Source organism: uncultured Bacteroides sp. (assembly GCF_958445495.1).
Taxonomy (GTDB): Bacteria; Bacteroidota; Bacteroidia; order Bacteroidales; family Bacteroidaceae; genus Bacteroides.
Map to the genome: position 1 here is coordinate 1 of NZ_CAUCSQ010000049.1, position 21,337 is coordinate 21,337.

The window sequence follows — 21,337 nt, forward strand, 5'->3', positions numbered from 1 at the left end:
GCGGCACTGGGATAGACCGGCGACTTTTGCCATACTCTCAAATGGGAATACGGAATGAAGCCTGCCAAGCTCACTCTCATTAAAACTCTTGCGATATTTTTCCAGAATATCGAATTCTGTAAACCCCAAAGTCGGGTGAATTTCTGAAATATTTCGTATCTTTGCCATATCTTGGTTTGGGAATTTCCCCCGTTTTGGCTACCAAACCTTGTTTGCGGGGGAATACCTAAAGATACAAAAAAGCCAACTAATTCGCAATACTTTAAGTATGAATTAGTTGGCTAATTTTATACTATTTACTGAATGTCCCTAATTATTTTATATCAGTATAAAGCTTATGTTAACCCGTATCATTATGCTAATTATAGCAGGAGTCGCTACAATCTATATTGTTCGTTTTATAGATAATTTTTTCTCACAACACAAAAAATAATCAAATGATAGAATTGGAAATAAGATTCACACTCCCATCGGAATCTTCAACACATACCAAATAATAAAAAAGAGTATCCATATTATTAAAATACCCAGAGAATAACGCCAAGTATATTTGAATAATGTCCCATAGGTCACCCGTTTGTCATACTGTCTCATATATGTCAACACTAAAGGCATGTAAAACATAAAAGGAGTAATAGCATTTGTCGAGCTATCGCCAATACGAAAAGCGCATTGAACAATATCCGGAGAAATCCCCGATTGCGCAAATATTGGGATAAAAATGAAAGACATAAATGCCCACTTGGAAGTAGCGGACACCATAATTAAATTGATAAATGCTGCAAACAAAATAAAAAGAACAAGTGAAAATAACGGTGCCGGTTCAAAAGAAGAAAGCATATTTGCCCCCATGATAGCAAGGCACTTGTCCAAATGAGAATATTCAAAACAAGCAAACATCTGAGCGGCGAAGAAAGCTATAACAAAATAAACACCTAAAAGTTTTATCGGTTGGATAAGTCCTTCAATTACGTCATTGTCTGACCGATAATGCCCGGAACTGAAACCATACGCCATTCCCGTAATTCCCGCTCCCAAGGAAAGGAGAAAAAGAATACCTGCAATAAAAGGAGAATGCATCAAACCTCCATTCACACCGCGTAATATTCCATAAGAAGAAAAAGTAAGCCAAAGAATCAAAGTTATATAAATTCCCGCAACAATAATTGAAATCATTATTGCCCGCCGTTCTTTACGGGACAAAGGACGGTAGGTCTCCATTGTTACGTTTCCTTCATATTTTCCCAAAACAGGAAGAAGCCACTTTTGAGTCAGCCAATATATAATAGCGGCAATGACGACGGTGGAGGCACTCATAAAGAAATAATTACATAATGGTTCCGTATTCCCCTGATATCCTGTCTGGGCAAGCGTAGCTTCTTGTGTAGTATGTGCCAACAATGGGTCCATTGTACTCAACACGATATTGGCACTATACCCACATGCTACAGAAACATAAGCGGTAATGATTCCTGCAAGTGGATGGAGTCCCACCCATTGAAACAACATTGCGGCAATAGGTAATAAAATGATGTATCCTCCGTCACCGATAGCATTAGATAACAATCCCAGAATAATCACCCACAAAATGATTTTCTTTTTTTTCTGCTTATCTCCTACTCCCATACGGATACATGCGTCAATAAAACCAGAATGCCGGGCAACCCCCAATCCAAACATGGCAATAATTACCATACCCAACGGAGCAAATCCCGTAAAATTCTGAATAGCGTTTCGTAACCACCAACGGATTCCTTCCGGACTTAACAGGCTTTGTACACGAATATTTTCACCTGTCTGGGGTAATGTGACTTTCAACCCATAAATATCACATATCCAGGAAAGAAAGACAACTGCCATCGTCAACAGAAGATACATTGTGGCAGGATGGGGCATACGCCATTTACTCTTCATTTATCTTAAAACTTATTTCTTATCAGGCTGATTGTCGAATCTACTCTTCGTCAGCCTCTAAATTATCCAAATCAAGAATACGTAACTCCAAAGCACGAACCACTAAACGAGTGGCATTCACTCCTACCCGTTCCCCATTCGTAAAAAGACGCCCAATCAAATCATTTTGCCGTTTTTCTAATGACTTCACCCCGAAAGGCATTCCTTTTAAACTAGCAATCATTTCTTTCGTATATCCTAAAGCCAAATGGCGCAAAAAACGTTCATCATACTCATCAATATCATAATTAATCACTGCTTCCTGACGTTTTGCATCATTGACTACCGACTTTTTAAAACGATTTACAATTTTCTCCAAAATGGGATAATTGAAAACAAGTTTTTTCCCATCCATTACAGCTTGTACGTCAGTCTTGGTCAATAGTTCTCCTGTTTTGAGAATAATTCCGTCAGCACCGGCATTAAGTACGTCTACCCATAACTTTTCATTTAATATCTCACCTGTGAAAATTAATACACGAACACCTTTATAACGTTTAAATATATTCCGGCAAATATCAACTCCAATAGTAGTAGAGCCACCTAGTCCTAAGTCCAATAATACCAAATCAGGAAGTTGTGCTTCCATTAAAGGCCAAAATTCACTCTCCGTCATAGCTGTACCTATAACCTCTGCATCAGGTATTTCATGACGAAATATTTCTTCTGTACCTTTCAGTTCTAACTTAACATCCTCTACAATAATAACTTTAAACTTTTGTCCTTCCATTTCCTTATTTTAATAACTTTATAATTTATTTTTTATCACTTGCATGGGATAGTGAAGTAAACGGTAAATCCTCCGCCTTCAGCCGGTTCGGCATTGATACGACATCCTCTACGTCCTGCGAATTCGTCATGGTCTCGAATAATTTGCTTACATACCAAATATTCCGTTCCTCTCAATTCACCCTCTTCTCCAGAAGTCATGCGTGCCAGATTCGGATAGAATAGCTGGTTCAATTCCGATACACTCTTCTCACGCCTTGTATCCGTAAAAAGAAAACGTATATACTCATTATCTTTACAAGCCTGCAAACGTAATATTCCTTTTTCATGAACCGTCAATGCTTCATCAATTAAACTCTCAAGCAAAAAACGTAACAGATTCACATCTCCTATTACTTCAGCATCTATCATTTCCATTTTTAATTCTACTTTCTCCTGATAATTCTTTATCGACTTCCTGAAATATTTTTCAGCAGCAGCAAAAAGTTCCTGTACTGAAACTGTTGTCCGCCGAAAAGTAACCTCTTCCAATTGCCGGGAAGCACATGAGCTTAAAATCGTAAAAATCCCCTTATAATATTCAATCAACTCCGTCATCGTTTCCACCGCCTCCCTCTCCTCTTCTCTCGAAAGTTCCTGTACGTTCAACCGGCTTACAATCTGCTTAATTTTATTCGGATAATAAATCGTTTCATGTTTAATTGTCGAAAGACAATTATCAAGTACCATATTCTGTACATGTAACATTCCATCTTCCCATGAAGCACGCCGTGTTTCCTCATGCGCCGATTCGATATCCCGATATTTCGTAGCTAATTTTACCACAGCATTAAACACGACAATCGCTACATAACGGGCAATTAATTCAAGAAGCAAACGATCGGTTTCCTGCCTTGTTCCTTCTCTACGTTCCAAAAAAAGTACACCGACACATTGATGTTCTCCTCCTGCCTCCACTTTTAAAGGAATAGCTTGAAAGCACTGTTCTGAAAAATATTCTCCCGTATCAAAACAATGTCGTATCATTTCCGGCATTTCCTGTCCAGGATGTGAGGCATATTCCAACTGATGTGTCGTTTCGTTATAAACAGCAATTCCCATCCGGTCGATAACCAGCAACTCATTCACAGAACTGAATGCCTCGTCTACAATACGTTGCGGAATTTCCTTGAGCGTACTTTCTTCCCGTTGAAGAGCCTCCACATTTTCCTGTTCCTGCGACCTGACTAAAGAAGCAGCAAACACTTTCTGGTTAATCTCAAGTACTTGTTCCAAATTCAAACGGTTTTGTATTCTTTTTCTTAAATATAAAAGATAATATCCTATCAAAGATACAATCAGCAAGACAAAACACAAAATAATTCCCACTGTCTTATTCGTATTCGAACGTTCCAATTGTCTACAAAATCCTTCTAATGTCTGGTCTTCTCCCTGTAACTTATATAAATCCGTAAATGCAGAATTATTATAACTGTATGCATCTAATTGCTTCAAGGCCAGAAAAGCGACTGCCGCCTCATTTCTTATATCCAAAATTACATGATAATCCGAATCAAAAAATTCATTCCACCATAAAAGCTCGGCAGGTGTACCTTCATCTACAAGTTTCATATATTGATGCGGACAATCCGGACGGGCATATTTTTCATAATGCTTATTCAACAATGTCATGGCAGAATCTATATAATGCAATGCAACTTCATACTGCTCATCCACATTGGCAAAATAAGCGGCATTCGCATAATCAGATGCCATATCCAATAAATACTCATAAGCAGAATCTGTTGCAACGACATGCGAATCAATTCCTTGTGATATTGATGGAATAGAATCATATAAACAGGATTCCATTCCTACCGGAAGTAACAAACATAATAATATTCCAATGACCTTACGTACTCCCAAAGGCAAACGAAAATAAAAACGGCTTCCTTTCCCTAACTCACTGTCCACATTAAATACGCATACCTGGAACAACTCATTTGTTTTTTTATATTTCTCAATAATTCCCTTACAATTCATCAATCCAAAGCCACTTCCTTTATTTTCTTTCAATTCATCCGGATCTATAGCACTTTTCATACCTATGACACGTGAATCATAAACTTTCTCACCAACAATCCGTACGACATCTTCCGGAGATATTCCTCTTCCATTATCCTCCACAGAAACCTCTACATACGTATCTGTTGTACGTGCATATATTTTTATTATACCTCCAGCAGGAGTATATTTACGGGCATTCTCGGACAAGGTGTTAATCATAAATAAGGTCAATGCACGGTCTGCCTTTACCATAGCAGCAGTCGGTTCAATTTCTAATGTCTGCTGTTTCATTTCAAAGGCCCGTCGTCCTTTTCCCAACAATTCAAACAGTTCATTCAGATTGAATGTTTCAATGTTCAGGCTAAGCGTCCCCTGCTTCATTTTAATCCAAAGAGCAAGGATATCGTTGTATTCGTTTATAGTGGTTACCAGTTCGTCAATATACAGGTATTTCTCTTTTTTTATTCTTTCATTATCAATATATCCTTTCTCCGTTAATTTATGCACCTCATTTAAAATACGGTCTATATAGGGATTAATGCCATTCACAATTGCCAGGCAGGCTTTTTTAATTAGATTTTGGCGTTTATTATCGGCGATATGCTGTTCATACACATATCTTTGTTTCTCTAACAGACTCCGTTCGTCACTCAATGTTGCCACTATTTGTTCATTGTCGGCGGCCCATACAATATAAGGTTCAAGCACATGCACCAAAGCCTTTTCATCCTTATTGAGCCGATGCATGGGGACAAGTACGGTTTTTCCTTCATCCGTAATTTTCAAAGTCAGTCTTCCCTTGCCGAACAACAGGTCAATACCGTGTTGGATTAAAGGTACATTCATCGGAATAGAAGAAGTTATGTCACGACAAAGAGATAAAATTCGCTGTAAACGTTCAACGTCCGTTTGATTCCGTATCTTAGAACGTCGATTAAAGAACCACCAGAGAATAATCACCAGTAACAGACCGACAATAACTAGAAAAAGTACAAGGGTCATTTGCCGTGAACCGGCTTCTAGTGAAGCATAACGGCTTTCTAGTTCTTTATCCTGCCGGGTAAAATTTAAGATATCCAGATACATATTCCGGTTATAATCAGATGCATATTTTATCCCTAACCCTGCATACGAAACGCTTAACTGCTCCCGAATCCTGGAAATCCACTCTGGTACAGTCCTTATCTTACCTTCCGTAATCCACGGCACTCCTGTATAAGTCGTATCTCCTTCGACATAGGGACGCAATTTGTCTAACGTATCCGTTTCATTATGATAATAGAGCATGTGATGCCTGTTTACACAATCCAGTGCTTTCGTCAACGTATCTAACGCTTCGGAATAACGTCCATGCACATTCAGATACTTACCGATAGAGACATAAGCTCCTGCAATCTGATATAAATCATCATATTCCTGAAATTTTCTGAGTGCAAGCTGCGCCAGGCGTAAGGGCATTAGTGAATCTACGGGAAAGTCAAACTGTTCAAGCGCATGCCCTCTCCTTGTCTGATAAAAATTAAAATTGGCAGGAGAAACCATCAGATTGGCTAATCCTTGTAATCCGTTTCCTTCAAAATATAAATGTTTACCTTGAACAGCGGTCCACCACGTAAAATAAAGTTGATCAAACTCACGAAGTTTTCTTTCCTCCGGCTTATTTGCTTCCATCAATGATGCCGACCCTTTGATATAATGATAATAAAGCAATTGGTTAGTATCTGCCAACGCTTCATCTTCCGGGATTTGACTAAGTGTTTCAAACGCTTCTTTCCGTTGTTGAAGATAATAGTAATAAATGGATGAAACTATGAAAAATTCAGTAAAAGCATAATCTAATCGAAGTTTCTCATGCCGGTCTACAAACAAATCACTTTCTTCCCGAATGCGTTTCATCCGACGGAGAGCACTGTTCCGATAATCATAAAATTCCTTATTCATTGCTGTCCGTTGACAGATTTTCATAAGCCCAATATCGGCAACAAGCAATTCCAGTTCATTTTTCGTCAGCTTATAGACCTCTTTATGCAATGCTTCCGCACGGTCGAAATCCATATTCATAAATGCACAAAAACCCAAATTGTTGGATGCTTCCGCTTTCCCTGATTTATAAAAATTCACCATAGAATAAGCGGCATCGGCGTATTTGTAAGAAGAATCCAGACTACGATAACGATAAGCATACGCCTTTCCATTAAGCGAATCAATCAAACGCACCTCTTTTGTAGGCACCATATCCGTGCATGAAAAGAAAGAGACAAACAACACCAGACCTACTATGTAAAAAGGAAAACGTGAGCTCATTTTTGTGATTTACTATATTCAGCAAGCAAATCTACAAATATTTCCGATAAGATTAGAGAGAAAAATATTTTTTATACAATAAGTCGTTCTAAATAATAAGAGAAATTCCTACCTTTGCAAACAAATTAACAAATAGGTAACATCTATTACAAAATGAGCGAAAAAGCACCCTTTATGGTATTCTCGGGAACAAACTCGAGATATCTTGCAGAGAAAATCTGCGCAAGCCTCAATTGTCCTCTGGGAAATATGAACATTACCCATTTTGCCGACGGCGAATTTGCAGTTTCATATGAGGAATCAATTCGTGGCGCACACGTATTTCTGGTTCAGTCCACATTCCCGAATTCAGACAACCTAATGGAACTTCTCCTGATGATTGATGCTGCCAAACGTGCATCTGCAAAAAGTGTCGTAGCAGTCATTCCTTATTTCGGATGGGCGCGTCAGGATAGAAAAGACAAACCGCGTGTATCTATCGGAGCCAAATTAGTGGCTGACTTATTATCAGTAGCGGGTATTGACCGACTGATTACAATGGATTTGCATGCAGATCAAATTCAAGGATTTTTCAACATCCCAGTAGACCATTTGTATGCGTCAGCAGTATTCCTACCTTATATTCAATCATTGCAATTGGATGATTTAGTGATTGCAACACCCGATGTAGGGGGGTCAAAGCGAGCTAGTACTTTCTCCAAGTATCTTGGTGTACCGTTGGTACTTTGTAATAAATCACGCGAAAAAGCCAATGAGGTAGCCTCCATGCAAATTATTGGCGATGTAAAAGATAAAAATGTTGTTTTAATTGACGACATTGTTGATACAGCCGGCACAATCACTAAAGCTGCTAATATTATGATGGAAGCCGGAGCTAAGTCCGTACGTGCCATTGCCAGTCATTGTGTTATGTCTGATCCGGCTTCTTTCCGTGTGCAGGAATCGGCTCTGACTGAAATGGTGTTTACTGACAGTATCCCTTATGCAAAGAAATGTGCAAAAGTAAAACAACTAAGTATCGCCAATATGTTTGCCGAAACTATCAGGCGCGTAATGAATAACGAATCAATCAGTTCACAATACATCATTTAATATAAAATGATAGGTTAAATGTTGAATTTACCGTTCAACAGAAAATAAAAAATGGACGATACTACTTCAGTTATTGTCCATTTTTTATTTGTATAACTTCATCTGTCTTACAACACACATAATCACAAAAAATGGACCACGAAATACCGTAGTCCACTATCATTTTTCAACAATCATTGATATTTATTGCAATCTTCCGAACTTATAGGTTCCTTTTTTAATCACTTTCCCATTTTTATCAGTTTCGACAAAAGGACCATTCTTTTTTCCTTGTTTAAAAAAGCCTTCAAAACGATTACCATCCTTATCGGTCTGAACTCCTTGCCCATCTTCCAAACCATCTATAAAACCACCTTTATACTCTACACCGGCTACAGTTTTTAAAGTTCCTTGGCCATTCGGACGATTATCTTTCCAGTCGCCTTCATACACATCGCCATTGCTCCACTTATAAACCCCTTTACCTTCACGTTTGTTATTTTTCCAGTCGCCTTCATACACGGCACCATTTGCCCATGTAAAAGTACCTTTCCCTTCTTGCGCACCATCTTTAAAGTTTCCTATGTATTTATCACCGTTGGCATGATAATAAACCCCTTCCCCGGTACGTTCACCCAAAAGATAAGAACCTTCATAACGATCTCCCGTATGAAAAAAATAAGTGCCCTTACCATGTTGAATATCATCTGCCCAATCCCCTTCATATTTATCTCCATTAGTATATTCAAATGTACCTTTGCCATGACGGACATCATCTTTCCAATCACCCTCGTATTTACAGCCGTCATCCCAATTCATAGTTCCTTTGCCATTTTTTTTATCATTTGCCCAATGACCGGAATATTTGGCACCATTCGCCCAGGTATAAGTACCTTCGCCTTCACGCTTGTCGTTTACCCACTGACCGACATATAAATCACCATTGTGATAATACATTGTACCTTCACCGTGCTGATAATCCTGAAACCACATACCGTCATACCGGTTATTGTTCATAAAATAATAGATACCTTTCCCGTGCTGTTGGTCTTGAAACCATTGTCCTTCATATTTTTCTCCATCAGGAAACATGTAAATTCCGAATCCTTCTCGTTTCCCCTTAACATATTCCCCTTCATAAACATCTCCATTTTTAAAGACTGTTTTTCCTTTTCCATTCGGTTTGCGTCCTTTCATTTCACCTGTGTAGACACTACCATCTTTAAAAGTATAATTCCCAATCTTTATTTCAGTAGAGAATACATCTTTTATTTTTCCGAAAAATCCGCCTTTTTTCCCTTCATTATCTTGTGCCATTACTCTTCCCTGCACAAGAAGGGCTAATAAAAGTGTAGTATATAGATATTTCCTCATTGGTTTTAGTAGTTATTCTTTTTAAATTACAATTTGGACAAAGATACGATTTCTCTTCCAAAAAGTACCTACCGGATAGCAAATTATGATAACTTTTTACCTGCTATGACCTCTTTTAATTTCTCTTTGCACAAGTAATTCCTGGCTAAACCTTGCATTTCGTTAGGGGTAATCTCCTGCACAGCCTGTAAAGAACGCAAAAAATAATCATCCCTCAAACCGGAAGTGGCAACGAATATCCATGCATCTGCTAACGAAAAAGGTGATTCGTAACTCCGACACATCTCGCCCAACATATAACTACGCACCATATTCAACTCCTCCGTAGACACAAGTTCTTGATGTAACCGCTCAATTTCATGATATACTTCCTGAATCAAAGGTTCTATGTATTCATTCCCAGCTTCTGTCGAAATCATTAATACTCCACTGTCCGGATATGACATGATTCCTGCCGATATCCCATAAGTATATCCCTTGTCTTCCCGAATATTAGACATCAGACGACTACCGAAATATCCTCCGAACAAAGTCATCAACACCCGCAATTTTAAATAATCGGGATGCTCGCGGGTAATGGTAATACATCCCATTTTCACTGCGCTCTGCATGGCATTTTCCCGCTCTGTGAAAATCCTTTTCTCTGGCACCGTTATATGAGGGAAGTCTAATTCGGGGGTTCTTAACTGATATTGCCCGAATGGAGTACCTAATACATCCGTTACCCGCCAAACAATATCTTCTGTCACTTTTCCCGAAAGAAAAACAGAACAATTCCCCGAATGATAATACCTTTGATAAAAATCACGGAGAATATCACTGGTAACAGCACGATAATCATCTTCCGTAGCAATCTTTCCACATGGATGCTGTCCTCCATAGAGAGAATACAGTAAACTACGATGTGCGAGAAAATCCACTTTTGAAATGTTGACTAAATACTGCTGGATATTACTATCCAAAATGGTCTGCAATTCTTTTTCCGGGAAAAGCGGTTCTTTAATCATTGACTCTACAATTTCCAATGTCTCTGCTATATACTTATTTAAAGAATAAACAGTAACATAAGCATATTCTGATGAACTGGACAATTCAAGCCACGAACCATAGTAATCAAGTTTCTCGGCAATTGCTGAAGCTGAATACTTCACAGTGCCTTCACGTAACATCCTATTGGTAAACAATGCCTGTAATTTTTGCGATTGCTGCCAGCGCCCTCCACCGAAAAGCACATCTATGCGCACTACCTCCTGTTCACCGGCATTAACAATACTCAACGGGACACCATTCGGCAAAACAGTCCGAACAGGAGGAAATATGTGGAAATCTTTCAATGATTGTATTTCAGGCTGTATTGTACGGTCTATACTATTCATGATTATTTTTTAAAAATATCTCCGCACGTTCTAAATCCTGCGGAGTATCAATTCCGATAGTTTCCACTTCACTGATACCCACTTTTATTTTGTAGCCGTTTTCCAACCAACGAAGCTGTTCTAAAGATTCAGCCAATTCCAATGAAGATTGGGGAAGAGCCGTTATCTCTTTTAGTACTTCTGTCCGATAAGCGTACAAACCAATATGTTTATAATAAGTATGCCCTTTCAACCAGTCTTTCTTTTCCGCGTTACGTTGATAAGGAATGACAGAACGACTAAAATATAATGCATTCCAGTTTTTATCGACGACCACTTTGGGAGAGTTTATATTTTCTAACAAAGCAAACGGTTCGTCAGTTGCAAAAGGTTTCACCAAAGTAGCAATTTGCGTAGTAACATCTTCAAAACAAGCCTTTACTGCATTAAGCTGTGCAGGCTGAATAAACGGTTCGTCACCCTGTATATTTACAATGACATCAAAATTTCCTCCTATTTTAGTACAAGCTTCATAACAGCGGTCTGTGCCACTTTTGTGATTTGCAGATGTCATAACGACTTTTCCCCCGAACTCCTTTACTGCATCTTCAATCCGTTTATCGTCAGTAGCAACATAGGCGTCATCAAGAATGCCCGCCACTTGTTCATATACACGTTGTATTACGGTTTTTCCACCCAAAATAGCTAATGGTTTCGCGGGGAAACGGGTAGATGCATAACGAGCAGGTATAATTCCCAAAAATTTCATATCTGAATTCATTTTAATTCTTCCAATCCTTTCATGACATATTCTCTCTTTAAATCTTCAGGTTTTAATATCCGATCATCAAAAGAAAGCAAATCAATATCCAAACAGATTTTCTCTTTTTTCTTATCTTCCGGATGGCGTCCTGCAGATTTTTCAATTGCCTTCAGTGCTTTTTTTATTTTCTCTTCTTCTATTTCAGAAAAAAACAATGCCAACTGATTAGAAAACAATGCCGGACTTCGAAAAAACAAAGGCTGTGTCTCCTGTTCGGACGCAAAACGGATAGTCGGAAATAAATCTATCAATTTACGTCGTGCCAGAACTAGATTTTCCTTCCGTTTATAATTACTTCCAATACAAATAATACACTTATGCACTTGTTTAATAAAAAATGACAATTAAAAATCAAAAACCAAGATTTACAAACTAAGTAAAGAAACTGTTTCAATTGATAATTCTTAATTGAAAAGGTCATCCAACCCCGTTTCTTCAAAAACTTCACTGTCCGGTACTTCTGAACCGGCGCATGGATCAAATCCTTCAGGCAATTCGAATGACTCTTGTTGACTGTATCCTAAAGACGGATCTTCATATACTTTTTTCATATAAATTGCCCAAATAGGTAAAGCCGCAGCAGCTCCTTGTCCATAAGTCATTTTAGCAAAATGAATATCACGTTCATCGCCTCCTACCCAACATCCGGATACCAGTGAAGGGGTAAATCCCATAAACCATGCATCAGAATTATCATTAGTTGTTCCAGTCTTTCCACCCATATCGGCAGTTATTCCGTAACGATAACGTACACGTCTGCCTGTTCCTTCATCAATAACGGCACGGAGCATCACAAGCATCTTGTATGCACTTGAAACGCTGATAACCTCTTCCATTTGCGGTGCAAATGTAGAAATCACATTTCCATCATTATCCTCGATACGGGTAACAAATAAAGGAGCTACACGAATTCCTTTATTAGCAAATGCTGTATAAGCACTTACCATTTCACCGACAGAAATCTCACAAGGACCCAAACAAAGTGAAACGACTGGGTCAATAACTTTATTGCGTACACCAAAGCTATGAATCAGACGCACCAGATTATATGGATTCAATTTACCCATCAAATAGACAGAAACCCAATTGTCCGAATTGGCTAATCCCCATTTTAAAGTTACCATTTCGCCATAACGCTTGTTATTTGCATTATTAGGAGACCAAGGTATTCCATTTTCATCAATTAACGTCTGTTCCACATGACGAACCTGATCACAGGGCGAAAAGCCATTTTCCATAGCCAATGTATACAGATACGGCTTGATGGTAGAACCTACTTGCCGCCGTCCAACCATTGCCATGTCATATTGGAAATATACATAATTCGGCCCACCCACATAAGCCTTCACATGCCCGTTCGAAGGATCCATTGACATAAATCCGGTACGTAGAAACGATTTATAATAACGAATTGAATCCATCGGTGACATAATCGTATCTTTAGCTCCTTTCCATGAGAAGACAGTCATTTCCACCGGTTTATCAAACATTTTTCGAATTTCTTGTTCAGAGGCCCCTCCTTCTTTCATCAGGCGATAACGGTCAGTCTGTTTCATTGCTCTTGTCAGTAGTTCCTCTACACGCTTTGCCGATAAATCTCTTGCATACGGAGCGTTTTTACTCCCTTTCTTTTCTTTAAAGAATATCGGTTGCAAATAATTTAAATGCTCTTCTACCGCTTCTTCGGCATACTGCTGCATCCGTGAGTTCAGAGTAGTATAGATTTTCAATCCATCTGTATAAATATTATAATTTGAACCGTCTTTCTTTTTGTTCTTCATACACCAACCATACAACGGATTCGTTTCCCATGCTAGAGAATCTTCATAAAATTTTTGCATTTGCCAACCACGATAATTGCTTTTAACGGGTTTCGACGCCGTCATCACCCCACGAAGATATTCGCGGAAATAAGTAGCCAGCCCTTCCTTATGGTCCACGCGATTATAGGACAATTTCAACGGAAGGGCTTTCAACGAATCACATTCCGCCTCGGTAATATACCCGGCTTTCCGCATTTGTTCGAGCACCACGTTACGACGACCGCGAGAGCGCTCATTAAAACGAAGCGGATTATAAAGTGAAGGATTTTTGCACATACCGACTAATGTAGCTGCCTGTTCGATTTTCAGGTCTTTTGGCTCACAGCCAAAATACGTATGTGCTGCGGTTTTAATGCCCACAGCATTATTTAGAAAATCAAATTTGTTGAGATACATACTCAGAATCTCTTCTTTAGTATAATAACGTTCCAATTTCACTGCGATTACCCACTCAATCGGTTTCTGAAAAAGACGTTGAAGTGTATTTCTAGCTACATTTTCCGTAAACAATTGTTTCGCGAGTTGTTGAGACAAAGTACTGCCTCCACCCGCATTTTTCTGAAATAGCAATCCCCGTTTCACAAATGCCCGAAACAATGCTTTGGCATCAATTCCCGAATGCTCTACAAAACGAACATCTTCCGTTGCAATCAGAGCATTGATAATACCGGGAGATAATTCTTTATAAGCTGTATATATGCGGTTTTCTTTACTATAGGACCATGTGCCAAGTACTTTCCCATCTTCTGAAAATATTTCCGTTGCAAATTTATAATTGGGATTTTCCAATTCCTCCACCGGGGGCATGTAGCCAATCCAACCTTTAGAAATAGAAACAAAAATGATAACTATTGCAAACAGAACAACTGCCAACAAAATCCAAAGAGCTTTTATTATTTTTCGAATCATGTTTTTTCTTACTTAAAAAGACGCATTTGATAAAGTCGCAAAGTTAGATAAAATCTAATATCCGACCAACGAGTTTGGCAATTATTTCAGTTTTCTAACACCTTCCTCAGAATAAATATTTCAAGTATAAAAATAACGAAAACGACAGATATGAAGAAATATACTTAATATACACATGAACAGACAATATACCCATTACACAAAGATAACCTGTGCCCGACAAAACACTACTTGAGATATATGTTTTTTCTGTTATTTTTTTTATAGGCATACTATATTTTCACAAATTCTTCTTATCTTTACACTCCGGTAAAACAAGTTCTATCCACATAAAATATAACAAAATGGAAAACAGAAGTTTAGTAACCATTGCCGAACATTCTAAAGAAAAAATTCTCTACATGCTCGAAATGGCGAAGCAATTTGAAATGAACCCTAATCGCCGGTTATTACAAGGTAAGGTAGTAGCAACTTTGTTTTTTGAGCCATCCACTCGTACCCGCCTAAGTTTTGAGACGGCTGCCAATCGGCTTGGTGCACGAGTCATCGGTTTTTCCGATCCTAAAGCGACCAGTTCTTCCAAAGGAGAAACGTTAAAAGATACCATTATGATGGTAAGCAATTATGCAGATATCATTGTCATGCGTCATTATCTTGAAGGAGCTGCCCGTTATGCCAGTGAAGTTGCTCCGGTGCCTATTGTGAATGCCGGTGACGGAGCTAACCAACATCCTTCACAAACGATGCTCGACCTCTATTCCATCTACAAGACACAGGGTACATTGGAAAACTTGAATATTTTTTTGATAGGTGATTTAAAATACGGCCGTACCGTACATTCCCTGTTAATGGCTATGCGCCATTTCAACCCTACATTCCACTTTATTGCTCCTGATGAGCTGAAAATGCCGGAAGAGTATAAACTCTATTGTAAAACTCATCAAATTAAATATGTGGAATACACTGATTTTACGGAAGAAATCATTGCAGATGCAGATATCCTGTATATGACACGGGTACAACGCGAAAGGTTTACCGACCTAATGGAATATGAACGGGTGAAAAATGTATATATCCTACGTAACAAAATGTTGGAAAATACCCGCTCCAACCTACGTATCCTGCATCCATTACCCCGCGTCAACGAAATTGCCTATGATGTAGACAATAATCCGAAAGCATACTATTTCCAACAGGCACAAAATGGCTTGTATGCTCGTGAAGCTATTCTTTGCGATGTGTTAGGTATTACATTAGAGGACGTTAAAAATGATATTTTATTATGAATGAGAATAAACAAGCATTGCAAGTAGCAGCTCTGAAAAACGGGACGGTAATAGACCATATTCCTTCTGAAAAGCTCTTTACCGTAGTACAACTGCTCGGTGTAGAACACATGATAGGCAACATTACCATCGGATTCAATCTGGACAGTAAGAAATTGGGTAAAAAAGGCATTATTAAGATTGCAGACAAATTTTTCTGCGATGAGGAAATCAATCGCATTTCCGTTGTTGCGCCTCATGTTAAACTTAACATTATCCGTGACTATGAAGTAGTAGAAAAAAAAGAAGTAAAGATGCCGGATGAACTCCACGGAATTGTTAAATGTGCTAACCCGAAATGTATTACAAATAATGAGCCAATGTCTACAATTTTTCATGTGATAGACAAAGAAAATTGTATCGTGAAATGTCATTATTGTGAGAAAGAACAAAAAAGAGAAGAGATTAGCATCCTCTAACTCTTTTTTCATCACAGACTACATTGCCAAAGGTTAATTTTGTGATGATGACTATTAAATTGTATAACGATATATTTTTCGCCTTGATTATTCAGATAACAGGAAAGCCTATCATTTGTGATGAAAACTCTGATAAATTATGAAACAAGACTGGAAACCAGGAACGATGATTTATCCATTACCCGCTGTACTAGTCAGTTGCGGAAAAGACAAAAATGAATACAATATCATTACCATAGCATGGACGGGTACCATTTGTACTAACCCGCCCATGTGTTATATATCTGTTCGTCCGGAGCGGTATTCCTACGAAATTATCAAACGAAATATGGAATTCGTCATCAATCTGACAACAAAAGACATGGCCTTTGCAACCGATTGGTGCGGAGTTCGTTCGGGACGCAATTATCATAAATTCGAAGAAATGGGGTTGACTCCCGGACGTTGTACAATAGTCAATGCTCCCCTAATTGAAGAATCCCCTCTTTGTATTGAATGTCGTGTAAAAGAAATCATATCCCTTGGTTCTCATGATATGTTCATTGCGGATGTGGTAAACGTACGTGCTGACGACCAAAATCTGAATCGGGAAACTGGTAAATTCGAGCTGGCAGAAACCAATCCATTAGTATATGTACATGGAGGATACTATGAGTTAGGGACAAAAATCGGGAAATTCGGTTGGAGCGTAGAAAAGAAAAACAAAAAAGAAAAATAAACGAAATACGACCTGTCTGCATTATTAACTAACTAATTGGCAGGCGAATCAACAGAACAATAATTTATGTTACATAAAACGCTTCTCCTCAGTTTGTTGACAATAGCTTGTAGTGCTTTCGGGCAAAATTCCGGTACTACAGACAAGGTAGGACGTCCCAATACGAAAAAAATAAATTTCGGCATCAAAGCTGGGTTCAATTCCTCCATGTTTATGGTTTCTGAGTTGAAAATAAAAGATGTAACCATTGATGAAGTGCAGAACAATTATAAAATAGGTTATTTTGGAGCACTTTTTATGCGTATCAATATGAAAAAGCATTTCATTCAGCCGGAAGTGTCATACAATGTAACCAAATGTGAAATTACTTTCGACAAACTGGGGTCCCAGCACCCAGCTATCGAACCGGATTATGCATCTGTACAATCCGTATTACACAGCATCGACTTTCCTATTTTATACGGATACAATGTAGTAAAAAAAGGACCATATGGAATGTCTATTTTCATTGGTCCGAAACTCCGTTATCTATGGGGTAAGAAAAACGAAATTACCTTCAGCAATTTCGACCAGAAAGGTATTCACGAGAAACTATATCCGTTCAATATAAGTGCCGTAATCGGCGTAGGTGTCAACATTTCCCGTATTTTCTTTGATTTCCGCTATGAACAGGGAATAGGAAATATATCCAAATCCATCACTTATGACAATATCAATTCAGACGGCAGTATAGGAATAAGCCGAATTATTTTCAATCGACGTGACAGTGCATTAAGTTTCTCTCTCGGATTCATGTTCTAGACAAACAAGCTGTATGGTAAAGTCATATAACTAAAAACAATACCAATTCATTCTAAGAAATTAACTGACTATTATCCATCAAACTCCATTTTTCCCTAACATTTTTCTTATACTTCCTTCGTTCTTTATTTATTTTCATTAACTTTGCACACTTAAATAAGGTATCTAGAATCAGAAATTTAATCTTACTTATTATAATAAAAGCATGAAAAGAGACGACTTAATTTTCGACATCATCGAAAAAGAGCATCAACGTCAGCTTAAAGGTATTGAGCTGATTGCATCTGAAAACTTTGTGAGTGATCAGGTTATGCAGGCAATGGGTTCTTGCCTGACTAACAAGTATGCAGAAGGTTACCCCGGTAAACGTTACTATGGAGGTTGTGAAGTCGTAGACCAAAGCGAGCAAATCGCCATCGACCGTCTGAAAAAAATCTTTGATGCCGAATGGGCGAACGTACAGCCCCATTCAGGAGCACAAGCAAATGCTGCTGTTTTCTTGGCGGTTTTAAATCCAGGTGATAAATTTATGGGATTAAATCTCGCACACGGCGGCCATCTTTCTCATGGTTCACTGGTAAACACTTCCGGTATTATCTATACTCCCTGTGAATATAATTTAAATAAAGAAACGGGACGTGTTGACTATGACCAAATGGAAGAAATTGCCCTGCGTGAAAAACCGAAAATGATTATTGGCGGCGGCTCTGCCTATTCCCGTGAATGGGATTATAAGCGTATGCGTGAAATTGCAGATAAAATTGGTGCCATTCTGATGATTGACATGGCGCATCCTGCAGGTTTGATTGCTGCAGGAGTATTGGAGAACCCTGTTAAATATGCGCATATTGTTACTTCCACTACACATAAAACGCTTCGTGGACCTCGCGGTGGTGTTATCATGATGGGTAAGGATTTTCCCAATCCATGGGGAAAGAAAACCCCGAAAGGTGAAATCAAGATGATGTCTCAGTTATTGGACTCTGCTGTATTTCCCGGTATTCAAGGTGGTCCGTTGGAGCATGTGATTGCAGCTAAAGCTGTAGCATTCGGCGAAATCCTACAACCTGAATTTAAAGAATATGCAAAACAGGTACAGAAAAATGCTTCCGTACTTGCTCAAGCTTTGATAGACCGCGGATTTACCATTGTTTCCGGCGGAACTGATAATCACTCCATGTTGGTCGATTTACGAACTAAATATCCAGACTTAACAGGTAAAGTAGCAGAAAAGGCTTTGGTTTCTGCAGACATCACTGTCAATAAAAATATGGTTCCGTTTGACAGCCGTTCAGCTTTCCAGACTTCTGGCATACGTTTGGGCACACCAGCTATCACTACTCGCGGTGCAAAAGAAGACTTGATGCTTGAAATTGCTGAAATGATTGAAACAGTATTATCTAATGTGGAAAATGAAGAGGTTATTACACAAGTCCGTACACGTGTCAATGAGACAATGAAAAAATATCCTCTATTTGCATATTAAAATTAAAGCTCGCAAATACTTGGAAATCAATAGTTATAATATAAGGTATAATTTTCTTATTATTAATTTTATCCAGTCTGCACTTAAAAAAGAGTGCAGACTTTTTTATTATTTAACAATTCATTCTAAACTATCCATAAAGAAATCTGTTTTCTTACTACAATGAAAACAAGAAATACATCGGATGCCATTAGCAAACACCATATAATAGAAAAAGGGAAACAAATGTACAGTGTGAAAATACCGGAAAAAGAATCCGGAAACACACTGGACTCTATATATAATCATCCCCATCTTTCCACATTATGTCATAAGGAAAGACGGGGATTTACTTCATATTCGTCGCTATAAAACAGTACTATTCAAAATAAACCAAAAAGCAGACAATCGTATCAATCAACTTAAGCCTTCAATTTCCCCATTCACTATATCAATATGCAACGCCTGTGGTTCTTTGGGCAAACCGGGCATACGAAGAATCTCTCCAGCTATAGCCACAATCATTTCCGCCCCATTATTAATCACTATATCCTTAATATGGAACTCGAAATTATTCACCGCACCATAAATCTTGGGATCGGCAGAAAATGAATACTGCGTTTTAGCAATACAAACCGGATAATGTGCAATACCCATTTTCTCAATCAGTTTGATACGATTACGGGCAATACTGCTATAAGTAATAACACTTGCTCCATAAATATTACAAGCCACTTTTTCGATTTTCTGCTGCACACTATCCTCTTCCTTATAAGTATAGCATAAAGGTTCGGACGGATTATTCTCAATGGTGTCTACCACTAACCGCGCCATATCTACAGCTCCTTCTCCTCCCTCACTGAATGCATTATTGACAGCAAACCCCACTCCTAATTGTTCACAATGCTCACGCAATAACGCCATTTCCTCATCCGTATCAGTTGCAAACTTATTAAAAGCAACGATTACCGTCTGTCCGAAAGTACGAAGATTACGAACATGCTTATCCAGATTACGCAATCCCTCTTTCAACCCCTCCATATTCGGCTCCTTAATACGGTCAATGCTAACACCCCCATGCATCTTCAATCCTTGTGCAGTAGCAACAATAATAGTCAATCGTGGTTGAAGCCCACTTTTGCGGCATTTAATATTATAAAATTTTTCTGCACCGAGATCTGCACCAAAACCAGCTTCTGTAACTACATAATCACTGAACGACATAGCTAATTTAGTTGCCAAAATGGAATTACACCCATGAGCAATATTAGCAAACGGACCACCATGCACAAAAGCGGCAGTTCCTTCCGTAGTCTGCACCAGATTGGGATGGACAGCATCCTTCAGCAATACAGTGACTGCTCCTGCTACCCCTAAATCTTTTACCGTAAAAGGCTTATCATCATAAGTAAAGCCTAACAGGATATTCTCAATTCGACGGCGCAAATCTGTTATGTCTTTGGAAAGGCAAAGAATCGCCATAATTTCTGACGCCGGCGTTATATCAAAACCCGATTCTTGAGTAATACCATTTGTTTTCGGTCCAAGTCCGACAACAATATTGCGTAAAGAGCGGTCATTCACATCGAGAACTCGCCGCCACAAGATTTCTTTTAACCCGAAACCTTTCGCCTGATTTTGATAAAGATAATTATCAAGCAAGGCAGAAATCATATTATGAGCAGAAGTGATAGCATGAAAATCCCCGGTAAAATGGAGATTAATTTTTTCCATAGGAAGCACTTGCGCATATCCTCCTCCAGCCGCTCCCCCCTTCATGCCAAAACATGGACCGAGAGACGGTTCTCGCAAAGCGACAATCGCTTTTTTCCCAATTTTATTAAGCCCTAAAGCAAGCCCGATAGACACTGTCGTTTTACCAATACCGGCTTTAGTTGCCGTAATGGCAGTTACTAGGATAAGATTACTTTTCTTAACTTTCTCTTCGTCAACCAAATATTCGGGAATCTTTGCAATATAGCGACCATAATTTTCCACTTCTTCACGAGGAATTCCGATATTCTCAGCAACTTGCTTTATTTTTTTTAGTTCAATACTGCGAGCAATTTCTATGTCTGACTTCATACAGATATGATTAGTTTTTAATTTGAAAGAACAAAAGTATAATAAAAAAGCGAGAATGAAAAATTAAAAACTCACTGGATATATCGTAAATAATAAAGCATTAGAGAAATAAAATATTTCAGATAAAATAAAATCCA

At 38.5% G+C, this 21,337-nt stretch carries 15 protein-coding genes and 1 pseudogene; 6 read left to right on the forward strand and 10 right to left on the reverse strand.

From position 1 onward, the window contains the following. The 4 genes and pseudogenes from Q5076_RS17905 to Q5076_RS14470 form a co-directional block, all read right to left on the reverse strand. Window positions 1–168: pseudogene (locus Q5076_RS17905) on the reverse strand (DDE transposase); the annotation flags it as partial. A 291-nt stretch (window positions 169–459) separates the two neighbouring features. Further along, entirely contained in the window at window positions 460–1,914 is a 1,455-nt protein-coding gene (locus Q5076_RS14460; protein WP_303014305.1) for an AbgT family transporter, read from the reverse strand. Between the two features lie 40 nt (window positions 1,915–1,954). Next, a complete protein-coding gene (locus Q5076_RS14465; protein WP_303014306.1) occupies window positions 1,955–2,683 on the reverse strand; it encodes a DUF5932 domain-containing protein in 729 nt (242 codons plus the stop codon). Window positions 2,684–2,718: 35 nt separating this feature from the next. Then, window positions 2,719–7,032, reverse strand: coding sequence for a DUF5113 domain-containing protein (locus Q5076_RS14470; RefSeq protein WP_303014307.1), 4,314 nt, complete (start codon window positions 7,030–7,032; stop codon window positions 2,719–2,721). Window positions 7,033–7,185: 153 nt separating this feature from the next. Between Q5076_RS14470 and Q5076_RS14475 the strand changes: the two genes are divergently transcribed. Continuing rightward, window positions 7,186–8,124, forward strand: a complete 939-nt coding sequence (locus Q5076_RS14475; protein WP_303014308.1) for a ribose-phosphate pyrophosphokinase — start codon at window positions 7,186–7,188, stop codon at window positions 8,122–8,124. Between the two features lie 183 nt (window positions 8,125–8,307). Here the strand turns inward: Q5076_RS14475 and Q5076_RS14480 are convergent, their stop codons facing one another. The 5 genes from Q5076_RS14480 to Q5076_RS14500 form a co-directional block, all read right to left on the reverse strand. Further along, a complete protein-coding gene (locus Q5076_RS14480; RefSeq protein WP_303014309.1) occupies window positions 8,308–9,477 on the reverse strand; it encodes a phosphatidylinositol-4-phosphate 5-kinase in 1,170 nt (389 codons plus the stop codon). Between the two features lie 83 nt (window positions 9,478–9,560). Next, the gene (locus Q5076_RS14485; RefSeq protein ID WP_303014324.1) at window positions 9,561–10,844 is read right to left on the reverse strand and encodes a pitrilysin family protein; all 1,284 of its coding nucleotides are present in this window, start codon (window positions 10,842–10,844) and stop codon (window positions 9,561–9,563) included. A 1-nt stretch (window position 10,845) separates the two neighbouring features. After that, entirely contained in the window at window positions 10,846–11,601 is a 756-nt protein-coding gene (gene kdsB / locus Q5076_RS14490) for a 3-deoxy-manno-octulosonate cytidylyltransferase (protein ID WP_303014310.1), read from the reverse strand. A gap of 8 nt (window positions 11,602–11,609) precedes the next feature. Further along, entirely contained in the window at window positions 11,610–11,978 is a 369-nt protein-coding gene (locus Q5076_RS14495) for a 2-amino-4-hydroxy-6-hydroxymethyldihydropteridine diphosphokinase (protein ID WP_303014325.1), read from the reverse strand. An 81-nt stretch (window positions 11,979–12,059) separates the two neighbouring features. Then, window positions 12,060–14,387: a transglycosylase domain-containing protein gene (locus Q5076_RS14500; RefSeq protein WP_303014311.1), complete on the reverse strand. Its 2,328-nt coding sequence runs from the start codon at window positions 14,385–14,387 to the stop codon at window positions 12,060–12,062. A gap of 344 nt (window positions 14,388–14,731) precedes the next feature. On the opposite strand from Q5076_RS14500, the gene pyrB reads away from it, so the two are divergent. From pyrB to glyA, 5 genes are all read left to right on the forward strand, one after another. Beyond that, window positions 14,732–15,673: an aspartate carbamoyltransferase gene (gene pyrB / locus Q5076_RS14505; protein ID WP_303014312.1), complete on the forward strand. Its 942-nt coding sequence runs from the start codon at window positions 14,732–14,734 to the stop codon at window positions 15,671–15,673. Next, on the forward strand, window positions 15,670–16,131 hold the full coding sequence (pyrI, locus tag Q5076_RS14510; protein ID WP_303014313.1) for an aspartate carbamoyltransferase regulatory subunit: 462 nt from the start codon (window positions 15,670–15,672) through the stop codon (window positions 16,129–16,131). The genes pyrB and pyrI overlap by 4 nt, the downstream gene beginning before the upstream one ends. 139 nt (window positions 16,132–16,270) lie before the next feature. Beyond that, window positions 16,271–16,849, forward strand: a complete 579-nt coding sequence (locus Q5076_RS14515) for a flavin reductase family protein (protein WP_303014314.1) — start codon at window positions 16,271–16,273, stop codon at window positions 16,847–16,849. Window positions 16,850–16,915: 66 nt separating this feature from the next. Then, window positions 16,916–17,650, forward strand: a complete 735-nt coding sequence (locus Q5076_RS14520) for a porin family protein (protein ID WP_303014315.1) — start codon at window positions 16,916–16,918, stop codon at window positions 17,648–17,650. Between the two features lie 205 nt (window positions 17,651–17,855). Continuing rightward, window positions 17,856–19,136: a serine hydroxymethyltransferase gene (glyA, locus tag Q5076_RS14525; RefSeq protein WP_303014316.1), complete on the forward strand. Its 1,281-nt coding sequence runs from the start codon at window positions 17,856–17,858 to the stop codon at window positions 19,134–19,136. A gap of 396 nt (window positions 19,137–19,532) precedes the next feature. Here the strand turns inward: glyA and Q5076_RS14530 are convergent, their stop codons facing one another. Beyond that, window positions 19,533–21,200 carry a formate--tetrahydrofolate ligase gene (locus Q5076_RS14530; protein WP_303014317.1) on the reverse strand — a complete coding sequence of 556 codons (1,668 nt, stop codon included), beginning with the start codon at window positions 21,198–21,200 and terminating at the stop codon, window positions 19,533–19,535. Between the last annotated feature and the right edge of the window lie 137 nt (window positions 21,201–21,337).